This is a genomic window from Streptomyces sp. NPDC048436 (genome assembly GCF_043200355.1).
GTDB lineage: Bacteria > Actinomycetota > Actinomycetes > Streptomycetales > Streptomycetaceae > Streptomyces.
On sequence record NZ_JBICXP010000006.1, the window covers coordinates 513,834 to 524,284 of the forward strand.

Sequence of the window (10,451 nt, forward strand, 5' to 3'; positions counted from 1 at the left end):
GTCGAGGACATGGCTGCTTCGACGACCACCACCCCGCCGTCCACCGAGAACTTCTGGGCCGACGCCCGGAATCATCTGGTGCGCTACGGCGGCGAGTTCACCCACGAGATCATCGACCGTGCCGAGGGAAGCTTCCTCTTCACCGCGGACGGCAGGAAGATCCTCGACTTCACCTCCGGCCAGATGAGCGCGATCCTCGGCCACTCGCACCCCGAGATCGTCGCGACCGTCCAGCGGCAGGTCGCGACCCTCGACCACCTCTACAGCGGCATGCTCAGCCGCCCGGTGGTCGACCTCGCCCGGCGGCTGACCGGGACTCTGCCCGCCCCGCTGGAGAAGGCGCTGCTGCTGACCACCGGCGCCGAGTCGAACGAAGCCGCCATCAGGATGGCCAAGCTCGTCACCGGCAAGCACGAGATCGTCTCGTTCGCCCGGTCCTGGCACGGCATGACGCAGGCGGCGGCCTCCGCCACCTACAGCGCCGGACGCAAGGGTTACGGCCCGGGCGCACCCGGCAACTTCGCCATTCCCGTGCCGAACGCGTACCGGCCCGACTTCACCGCGGCCGACGGCTCGCACGACTGGCGGCGGCAGCTCGACTTCGCCTTCGACCTGATCGACGCCCAGTCGACGGGCAGCCTGGCCGCATGCCTCGTCGAACCCATCCTCAGCTCGGGCGGGATCATCGAGCCGCCGGTCGGGTATTTCGCCGCCTTGCAGGCCAAGTGCCGGGAACGCGGCATGCTGCTGATCCTCGACGAGGCCCAGACCGGCCTCTGCCGCACCGGGACCTGGTACGCGTTCGAGCGCGACGGCGTGGTCCCCGACATCCTCACCCTGTCCAAGACGCTCGGCGCCGGACTGCCCCTCGCGGCCGTGATCACCACCGCGGAGATCGAGCAGGAGGCGTACGAGCGTGGGTTCCTGTTCTTCACCACGCACGTCGCGGACCCGCTCGTCGCCGCGGTCGGCAACACGGTCCTCGACGTCCTGACCCGCGACCGCCTCGACGAGCGCGCGCTGTCACTCGGGGCGTTCCTGCGCCGCGGCCTGGAGGACATCGCCGCGCGCCACGAGGTCGTCGGCGACATCCGCGGGCGGGGCCTGCTGGCCGGACTCGAACTCGTCGTCGACCGCGAGACGAAGCGGAGCTCGGACGAACTGGGCGCGCGGGTCACCCGGCGCTGCCTCGAACTCGGCCTGCACATGAACATCGTCCAGCTCGCCGGCATGGGCGGGGTCTTCCGCATCGCGCCACCGCTGACCGCCACCGAGGACGAGCTGGCGCTCGGCCTGGGGATCCTGGACAAGGCGATCGGCGACGCCTGCGCCGGACTCTGAGTACGCCGGGAGGACCGCCGGGAGGCCACTCCCCAGGGCCCCCGGGGAGTGGCACCGCCCGGATGCGGTACGAAGTCTCCTGTGAACGAACAGATTCAGTCCGCGAGCGTCCGTGTGTTCATCGCTCTCGCCCCTCCCGACGAGGCGAAGCAGGAACTGGAGCAGGCACTTCGCCCCGCCTATGACACCCATCCACGTATGCGGTGGAACCGTATCGAGGATTGGCACATCACCCTCGCGTTCCTCGGCGAGGTCCCCGGCACCGTCCTTCCGCTCCTGCGCCCGCGGCTCGCGAGGATCGCGGCCGCCCGCAGACCCCTGACGTTGGCGCTGCGCGGTGGCGGGCACTTCGACGAGCGCGTGGTGTGGAGCGGAGTCGACGGAGACCTCGAAGAGCTGCATCTGCTGGCCACCGAGGTACGTGCGGCCGCCGATGACTGCGGTGCCGCTCCCGCGGACCGGCCGTTCCGCCCGCACCTGACGCTGGCCCGTGCCCGCAGGGACACCCCGTCGTGCGTGGTGAAGACCGCCGACGGGCTCCTCGGGTTCACCGGCCGCCCCTGGCAGGCGGAGCGTCTGCATCTGGTCGCGGGCACCGCAGGCGGCGGCCGGGGGCCCGTCCGCTACCGCGACATCGACGCGTGGAACTTCGGCGGGCCGAGCCACCTGACCGGGTGACGCAGGACGCGAAACGCGCGGCCCCGCTTACCGTCGACGTATGGACAATGTGCCGCACGATCTCCTCGCGCGGGACGGCGCGAATCCGTTGCGCCGGCTCTCGTTGGAACAGCTGCGACGGCGTACGAGCATGAAATGGCGGACCTATCCGCCGGACGTGCTGCCGTTGTGGGTGGCCGAGATGGATGTCCCGCTCGCCGAGCCTGTCGCCGAGGCGATCACCGAAGCCGTGTCCCTCGGCGACACCGGATATCCCGCCGGGACGGCCTACGCCGAGGCGCTGGCCGGGTTCGCCCGCAAACGGTGGAGCTGGGACGGGCTTGCCGTCGAGCGCACGACGATCGTGCCCGACGTGATGCTCGGCATCGTCGAGATGCTCAAGCTTCTCTCCGCGCCGGGCGACCCCGTCATCGTCAACTGTCCCGTCTACCCGCCCTTCTACCCGTTCGTGGGGAACCTGGACCGGCCGGTGGTCGAGGCACCCCTCGGGCCCGACCTGCGGATCGACTGCGACGCCCTGGAGGACGCCTTCCGGCGGTCCGCGCGGGGAGCGAAACGCCCGGTGTTCCTGCTGTGCAGTCCCCACAATCCGACCGGGACCGTGCACACTGCCGCCGAGCTGACACGGGTCGCGCGGCTGGCCCGCGAGCACGGCGTACGCGTCGTGGCCGACGAGATCCACGCCCCGATCACGGCGGCGGGCGCCTCCTTCGTCCCCTTCCTGAGCCTGCCCGGAGCGGAGAACGGACTGTCCCTGATGTCGGCGTCGAAGGCCTGGAACCTGGCCGGACTCAAGGCCGCCCTCGCCGTCGCGGGGCCCGAGGCCGCCGACGACCTGGCCCGCACCCCCGAAGAGGTCGGCCACGGCCCCAGCCATCTCGGCGTCATCGCCCACACGGCCGCGCTGCGGGACGGCGGTCCCTGGCTCGACGCGCTGCTCTCCGGTCTCGACGACAACCGCCGGCTGCTGGCCGCTCTGCTGGCCGAGCACCTCCCGCAGATCGCCTACGCGCCCTCGCAGGGCACCTTCCTGGCCTGGCTCGACTGCCGGGGACTGGGCCTCGGCAGCGACCCGGCCGAGGTCTTCCTGCGGCGCGGCCGGGTCGCTCTCAGCTCCGGGAGCGACTTCGGAACGGGCGGGGAGGGCTTCGTCCGCCTCAACCTGGCGACCGCGCCGGAAGTGATCACCGAAGCGGTCCGGCGGATGGCATCGGCCATGACCTGATCGAACCGGCCAGCGGGAGTTCAGCGGGACCGATGCCCCGTGAGCAGGCGGTAGATGAACAGAACGATCACGGAGCCGACGATCGCGGCGATCCAGGTCGACAGGTGGAAGAACCCGTTGATCGAGTGGACGCCGAAGATCACCTTGCCCAGCCAGCCGCCGAGCAGGCCGCCCACGATGCCGATCAGCATCGTCACCAGGCAGCCGCCCGGGTCCTTGCCGGGAGTGAGGGCCTTGGCGATGGCCCCCGCGATGAGACCGATCAGGATCCAGGCGATGATGCCCACGAGCTTGTTCCTTTCCTTTGTGTACGTCGGCGATGGATCTGCCGTCCGACACTGGAGAACTCTCCGTAGGAGGATGTCTCACACGGGACCAAGGTCATCAGTCGCGGGACGAAGGTCTTTCCTTCTGACGGCCGAAGGCGGCCGATGGGGCCGGAGACAGCGACGACCGCGCCCGCCCTCAGAAGGGCGGGCGCGGTGGTGCGTCGCGGGGCTACGCGGTACTAGCGCGCCGCCGCCGTCTTCTCGGCGAGCTTCTGGAACTCACCCAGGTCGTAGTTGGCCAGAGTGGAGTCGAGGTTGGTGAGTGCTCCGAGGTGTTCCAGGAAGCCCTTCGGGTCGTACTCGATCTGGAGCGTCACTCGGCTCGTCGTGTCACTGAGGCGGTGAAAGGTCACCACGCCCGCGTGGTCCACACCCTCGATGGTGTGCCAGGCGATCCGGTCCTCGGGCACGACTTCGGTGAGCTCGGCGACGAAGTTCTTGTCCGCACCGGGCAGTTCCAGCTGCCACGCGAAGCGTCGGGCGTCCATCGGCTCGACCAGCCGGACGTGGCTGAGAAAGGAGGGCCAGCGGGTCACGTCGCTCCACAGGCCCCAGGCAACGGAGACAGGCGCCTGAAGATCGACGGACTCGAGCAGTGACGCGGACATGCACACCTCTTTTCTGTACGGGGATGTGGCCATGGAGGCGCGCCTACGCGCCGGATGCGGCGAGTTCCTTGAGGTCGACCGTGTCGCCGGGCGCGGGCTTCTCAGGGCTGACCGGCTTGCCGTAGTCGCTGAAGGTGGCGGTGTTGGGGTCCTTGCCACCGGTCGACGTCGTACGCAGGATGTACGGCTTGCCCTCGGTGGCCACGTACAGCGAGAGGGTCTTGCCGCCGGAGGTCTTCTTCGTCAGCCGGATCGCCTCGGTGCCGTCGATGTCCGACGTCGAGCCCTTCTTCATGCCCTTGCGCTCCGACTTGTCCTTGTCCATGGCGGCCGTGAGTTCCTGCTTGTCGCACAGGTTCTTCGTGGTCGCGTCGTCCGCGGGTGCCTTCACCCACTTGTCCGCCACCTTCGGCACGATCTTGCCGCCGCCGGGCTGGCCCTTGAGGGCGCCGCGCCAGTACTTCTCGTCGCCCCGCAGGTAGAACGTCTCGCCCGTGTTCCGCACATCCGCCGACGAACCCGCCTGGCGGATGGTGCCTTCACAGCTCTTGTCCTTGTCCACCGACAGGTCGATGGTGAGCGGGGAGCCCGCCGACTGCTGGACGGTCCCCTTCATGTGCATGGATTCGGCCTGCTTCGTGGCCTTGACCGCGTCGGCGGCTATCTCGTCGGCGCTCTTGCCGGCGAAGGGCTTGTCGCCCGAGTCATCGCCACTGTCGCCACCGCACCCCGCCAGAGCCAGTACCGCCGCCCCGGCGACCGCGGCCGCCACTGTTCTGCTGGCCCGCATCGTCGTCTCCCTTCTGAGGAACGCGCCTGCGCCCTCCCGGTCGAAACCGCGGCGTCGTGGCCGCGGGACAACCCGGTTACCCCCTGGTTCCGGAGGATCACCGGAAGGGCGTTGTCCACTTTCCGGGCCGGTTCGGGCGCGGTGCCCTCGGGGACGGCCGTCGCGCGCGCCGGACGACTGGCGTTTATGGTGGCCGAGCGGCATACCGGAGACAGCCATGACATCAGGCAAGAAGTCACATATGGATCTGGAACAGTGCCTGCTTCTGATCGGCGTGGGCAGCTTCGACTGGGACCTGGACAGCGGTGAGCTCGGTCTCGACGCCGGTGCCCTCGCGGTGTTCGACCTGCTGCCCGACGAGTTCCACGGCCGGGTGACCTCACTGCAGGGACGCGTGCTCCCCGAGGAGATGGTGCGCGTCACCCTCGCGGTCACGGAGGCCGCCACCACGGGCGCCGACCACTACGGCGTCTACTTCCGCGTCCGCCATCGCGACAGCTCCCTGCACATCAGCCACGCCCGTGGACGCATCATGCGCGACGACGCCGGCCGGGCGGTACGCGCCGTCGGACTGGTGCGGACGGCGTCCAACGACGGGGCGGAGCTCGCGGCGATCGACCCCAGGGAAGAGCGCAGACACGGCATCGCCCTGATGGTGCAGGGCACCACGCAGGCCCTCTCCCGGGCTGTCACGGTCGACGACGTGGTGGCCGTGCTGTCCGGCGCGAGCGGTCTCGACCGCTTCGCCGCCGACGGTCTCGTCCTGGGTCTGGTCGAGGGGGACAGCCTGAAGCTGATGGCCCTGGTGGGCCAGACGATGAAGGTCCTGGACGAACTGAAGCTGCACGACGCCGACGAATCACTGCCGCTGGCCGAGGCTGTCATGACCCGGCAGCCCCGCTTCGTGGGCTCGCTGACCGATCTGTCGCGGCGCTTCCCCCACCTCGGCCCCTACATCGAGAACATGAAACTGGATTCGGCGGCGTTCCTGCCCCTGGTCGCGCAGGACCGCGCCATCGGCGGACTCGCGCTGTTCTACCGGGGCCGCAAGGAGTTCACCGACGCCGACCGCAACCTCTGCATCGGTCTCTCCGGCATCGTCGCCCAGTCGCTCCAGCGCGCCATGCTCTTCGACGAGGAACGCGACCTCGCCAAGAGCCTGCAGGCCACGATGTTGCCGCGCGGCATCCCCGACGTCGCGGACTGCGAGGTCGCCGTGCGGTATCACGCGGCCTGGGGCGGCCGTGACGTCGGAGGCGACTTCTACGACGTCATCACCTTGCCCCGCGGCCGCATCGGCGTGGTCGTCGGCGACGTACAAGGACACGACACCCACGCCGCGGCCATCATGGGGCAGCTGCGGATCGCCCTCAGGGCCTTCGCCGGTGAGGGACACCCGCCCGCGACGGTGCTCTCGCGTGCCTCCCGCTTCCTGGCCGAGCTGGACACCGAGCGGTTCGCCACCTGCACCTACGCACAGTTCGACCCGGCCACCGGCATCGTGCGCGCCGTGCGGGCCGGACATCTGCCGCCTGTTGTGCGGCATGGGGACGGCAGAGTGGGCGTGCCGCGGGTTCCGGGCGGCCTTCCCCTGGGTCTGGCCACCGACTTCGGCATGGAGGACTACCCCGAGGTACGGCTCGACCTCGTACCCGGCGAGACCATGGTGCTGTGCACGGACGGTCTCGTGGAGGACGCGGGTCTTGACGTCGACACCGGGATCCACAACCTCGTCGAGGTGCTGCGCACCGGCCCCGAGGGTGCCGAGGACCTGGCGGACCACCTCTCGCACGCCCTGTGGGAGCGATGGGGCACCGGCGACGACGTGGCGCTCCTGGTCCTGCGCCGCCTCCCCGACCCCGGAACGCCGCAGGAACCACGCATTCACCGGTACGTCCACCAGGCCGACCCCGAGGGACTCGCGGACGCGCGTGCGGCGCTGCGGGAACACCTCGCGTTGTGGGGGCTCGGCGCGGTCGCCGACGACGTCGAGGTGGCGGCGGGCGAACTCCTCGTGAACGTCCTGGTCCACACCGAGGGGGGCGCCATCCTCACCCTTGAGGTACTTTCCGGGCCGCCCTGCCGCGTCCGCCTGTGGGTGAAGGACCGCTCCAGCACCCGCCCCCGCATGAGATCCCCCGGGGAGACCGCCACCTCCGGCCGTGGACTGGTTCTGGTGGAGGCGATCGCGTCGCGCTGGGGAGTGGAGCCGCGGGGTGAGGGCAAGGCTGTCTGGTGCGACTTCGTCGTACCGGACACCTGAGCGCCCCGCGACAAGGGCGCATCCGCTGCCACTGGCTGACTTTCACCGCCGGAAGTGGCTTCAAACAGCGCTTCCTGTGGGAAAGCTGGCTGCATGCTCCGGAAGTCGAGGGCGGGGCCAGGAGGGCGGACCGTATGCCTCAGGAAACCGATGAGGGCGAGAGTCGCGGGGACCCGGACGCCGGTTTGCCCCCGGACACCGGTTCGACCCCGGACACCGGTTCGGCAGAGACCACGATCGTTCTGGACGGCGAGGGAACCTGCATCGCCGAAGCCCGCCACCTGGCGGTCTTGTTCCTGGCCCAGGCGCAGGCCAGGCTCGGGTTCACGGCGGCGGAGCGTGCGGTGGACCTCATGCAGCTGGTGGTCAGCGAACTCGTCACGAATGCCCGGAAGTACGCCCCTGGCCCCATCCGGCTGCGGCTGCGCATCGCCGGTGGGGCTGTGGAGATCGCGGTCTGGGACAGCGCCGCCGCCCTGCCGATGGCTCGGGCCGCTGATCCGGAGCGGGTGGGGCAGCACGGTCTGGAGATCGTCAAGGCGATCGCCCAGGAGCTGACGGTCCAGCCGGAACCGTCCGGGAAACGGATCACCGCCTTGGTCTCGCTGGAGCCCGAGCGCCCGAGCGATCTGCTCACCCGCCCTGTGCGGTAGCGGTGGACACGCCCGGCCCGCCCGTTATTACCAGGCTGCCGTCCGCGGTGCGCCGGGCGAGCTCGCCGGTGCGGAAGTAGCCGTCAGTGGTGAAGGTGCGCGCGTTGAGGTCCGGCGCCCGGTAGTAGCCCCGCAGGGTGTAGGGACCGCGGGCGAGGAGTTCGCCGGGCTCCCCGTCAGGCACGTCCTTGCCGTCGGCGTCGACAATGCGGATCTCGTCGTCGGGCGAGAGCGGGCGGCCCCGCGTGGTGAGCACGGTCTCCTCCGGGTCGGCGGGCCGGGTGAGGGTGAGCAGCCCCTCAGGCATGCCGAAGGCCTGCTGCAGGCGACAGTCCCATTCGGGGCCTATCCGCTCGGCGGTCGCCCGGCGCAGGGGCGCGCCACCGATCTGTACGAGGCGGAGACTGCTCAAGTCGGCCTGGACCGTGGGGAGTACGTCGAGCCAGAGCTCGGCGACGGCGGGCACCACCGACGTGATGGTGGCCCGCTCCTGTCCGATGGCCGACAGGCATGCGACGGGTTCCGGGTTCTCGACGAGGACGACGGTGCCGCCCACGGAGAGGGTGCCGAGGATGCCAGGGCAGCCGAAGGTGAAGTTCGACTCCGCGGGCAGGGCGGCGAGATACACGTCGTTCTCGGTGAGCGACACCAGCTCGGCGGCGGCCCGCGCCTGGTAGGCGTAGTCGTTGTGGGTGCGCGGGATGATCTCGGGCGCCGCCGCCGTCGTATCGCCGGAGAGCAGGAAGAACGCCACTTGGCCTGCGCTCTGGGCGAGCGCCCGCTCGGGCGGCGCGTCGATGGACGCCAGCGGGAAGTAGTGGCAGCCCGATTCGTCTGCCGTCATCCCGCCGTACGGGGACGAGGTGCCCGGCGCCTCGAAGGTGAACACCCGCCGCAGGAAAGGCCCTTGGGCCGCGATGCCCGCGGCCATCGCCGTGTGGTCGAAGCCCTCGTACGTCGAGGGACCGACGTAGCCGGCGGCCTGGGTCACCCGCACCACGTGGGCGACCTGGGACGTGCGATGCGAGAGCGGGCAGAACACGGGGACCGCTCCGACGCGCATCAGCGCGAACACGGTGATGACGAACTCGGGAACGTTCGGCAGCTGGACGACGATCCGTTGCCGCGGCCGGAGGCCGCGCAGCCGGAATCCGGCGGCCATGCGGTCCACGCGCCGGTTCAGGTTCGCGTACGTGATGCGGGTGCCGCCGTGCACGAGCGCGGTCCGCGGCCCGTACTCCAGGGACCAGTCACGCAGCAGGTTGTCCAGCGTGTAGCCACGCCAGTGACCGGCCGACCAGTAGCGGTCGACGAACTCCTCGGGCCAGGGAGTGCAGCCGTCGAGCATGGATGTCATTCGCTTCCCAAACGCCGCGCCGACTTTCACCGCATTCCAAGCCGCCAACACCCCTGTACGCAATGCGCGTTCCCGACCATGGATGCCGGGTCCCCTCGGCGGAAGGTCCAATGACAGCCACTGACCAGGAGGAACGGCCGAGCGTCCAGCGGCGGTTCACCATCGGCTCCTGAAAGCCACGCGGCCACGCCTCTACGCCTCTACGCCGTGAAGAAGTCGGCGAGCGCGCGGGCGATCGGACCCGGTGCGTTCTCCGTGGGGATGTGGCCCGCGTCCGGGATACGCAAGAGCGTGGTTCGCGGGATCTCGGCGGCGAACCGCTCGGCGTACTCCACCTTCTCGAAGGCGTCGTCCTCGCCCCAGATCAGTAATTTGGGCGCCGTGGACCGCCGCAGCGCGGGAACGAGATCGAGGGTGTAGCGGCTGTCGGCCGCGCCCGCCAGGGCCAACCAGGAGCGGCGAACCCGCCGGGACCGTGGCCCCTTCCAGGGTGAGCTCCCCTCCCGAACGCCCGAGCCCGGGGAGATCGACCGCAACGGGCCGCAGCCCCGCCTCGGCGAGGCGGCCGAGCACCGGGAGCCAGACCCGGCTCCAGTACGTTCCGTGCAGCAACAACACGACCGGGCCGTCCCGCTCCACGGTCAGGTAGCTGGCCGTCTCGCCGTCGACCTGGACCGACGCCCTCAGTACTTTCGCTTCGGTGGATTCACTCATGGGGCCACTGTGGCGCGGGCGCGGCCTCGCGGCCCAGAGTCCGGAAAGACACCCACGGATACATTTCTGCCAGCCGTTTTGCCCGCCTCTTGTGAGCCCGCCCATAGGGGCCACGTCACACGCTAAGGGCGGTAGTAGACGGCCGGGGCGCTCGCTGGGCCCTGTAAGCGCCTTGTGGATGCCCACTACGGGCCCATAGCGGACATTCATCCGTAGTCGGGTAGTACGTCACATCCTTGCTTCCCATTCCGGACGCCGCTAACCATTGCTGTCATCGCAGGGCCGGAAATCGGACAGCGCGAGTACCTCGCCATTTCGATCGTGCCGCCCCTCGCGCCACGTCCCCCATGGAAAAGGTTCACTCCCGTATGCCCATCAGCACCGGTACCACCCGCATTGCCCGCATCCGCTCGCTCTCCGTCGCGGGCCTTGCCACCGCCGGCGCCACGGCCGCACTGCTCACCATGGCCCCCTCGCCCGCCCAGGCCGCCGA

10 protein-coding genes are annotated in these 10,451 nt (G+C 70.0%); 5 read left to right on the top strand and 5 right to left on the bottom strand.

The features are described 5' to 3' along the window. Positions 1-9 precede the first annotated feature (9 nt). From ACGFX9_RS23780 to ACGFX9_RS23790, 3 genes are all read left to right on the top strand, one after another. Positions 10-1,341 (top strand): aspartate aminotransferase family protein, encoded by a 1,332-nt coding sequence (locus ACGFX9_RS23780; RefSeq protein ID WP_393475331.1) that lies wholly within the window; start codon positions 10-12, stop codon positions 1,339-1,341. 81 nt (positions 1,342-1,422) lie between these two features. Beyond that, positions 1,423-2,019: an RNA 2',3'-cyclic phosphodiesterase gene (gene thpR / locus ACGFX9_RS23785; protein WP_393475334.1), complete on the top strand. Its 597-nt coding sequence runs from the start codon at positions 1,423-1,425 to the stop codon at positions 2,017-2,019. 40 nt (positions 2,020-2,059) lie between these two features. Next, positions 2,060-3,244, top strand: coding sequence for a MalY/PatB family protein (locus tag ACGFX9_RS23790; protein ID WP_393475337.1), 1,185 nt, complete (start codon positions 2,060-2,062; stop codon positions 3,242-3,244). A gap of 20 nt (positions 3,245-3,264) precedes the next feature. Here ACGFX9_RS23790 and ACGFX9_RS23795 read toward each other — a convergent pair whose 3' ends face one another. From ACGFX9_RS23795 to ACGFX9_RS23805, 3 genes are all read right to left on the bottom strand, one after another. After that, the gene (locus tag ACGFX9_RS23795; protein ID WP_393475340.1) at positions 3,265-3,531 is read right to left on the bottom strand and encodes a GlsB/YeaQ/YmgE family stress response membrane protein; all 267 of its coding nucleotides are present in this window, start codon (positions 3,529-3,531) and stop codon (positions 3,265-3,267) included. Between the two features lie 221 nt (positions 3,532-3,752). After that, the gene (locus ACGFX9_RS23800; RefSeq protein WP_393475343.1) at positions 3,753-4,181 is read right to left on the bottom strand and encodes an SRPBCC family protein; all 429 of its coding nucleotides are present in this window, start codon (positions 4,179-4,181) and stop codon (positions 3,753-3,755) included. Between the two features lie 43 nt (positions 4,182-4,224). Further along, positions 4,225-4,971, bottom strand: a complete 747-nt coding sequence (locus tag ACGFX9_RS23805; protein ID WP_393475346.1) for a hypothetical protein — start codon at positions 4,969-4,971, stop codon at positions 4,225-4,227. A 241-nt stretch (positions 4,972-5,212) separates the two neighbouring features. Between ACGFX9_RS23805 and ACGFX9_RS23810 the strand changes: the two genes are divergently transcribed. After that, a complete protein-coding gene (locus ACGFX9_RS23810) occupies positions 5,213-7,234 on the top strand; it encodes a SpoIIE family protein phosphatase (RefSeq protein WP_393475349.1) in 2,022 nt (673 codons plus the stop codon). A gap of 134 nt (positions 7,235-7,368) precedes the next feature. Further along, positions 7,369-7,887, top strand: a complete 519-nt coding sequence (locus ACGFX9_RS23815) for an ATP-binding protein (protein ID WP_393475351.1) — start codon at positions 7,369-7,371, stop codon at positions 7,885-7,887. Here ACGFX9_RS23815 and ACGFX9_RS23820 read toward each other — a convergent pair. Continuing rightward, on the bottom strand, positions 7,868-9,244 hold the full coding sequence (locus ACGFX9_RS23820) for a (2,3-dihydroxybenzoyl)adenylate synthase (RefSeq protein WP_393475354.1): 1,377 nt from the start codon (positions 9,242-9,244) through the stop codon (positions 7,868-7,870). The genes ACGFX9_RS23815 and ACGFX9_RS23820 overlap by 20 nt on opposite strands. Before the next feature lie 200 nt (positions 9,245-9,444). Then, positions 9,445-9,693 (bottom strand): alpha/beta fold hydrolase, encoded by a 249-nt coding sequence (locus ACGFX9_RS23825; protein ID WP_393475356.1) that lies wholly within the window; start codon positions 9,691-9,693, stop codon positions 9,445-9,447. Between the last annotated feature and the right edge of the window lie 758 nt (positions 9,694-10,451).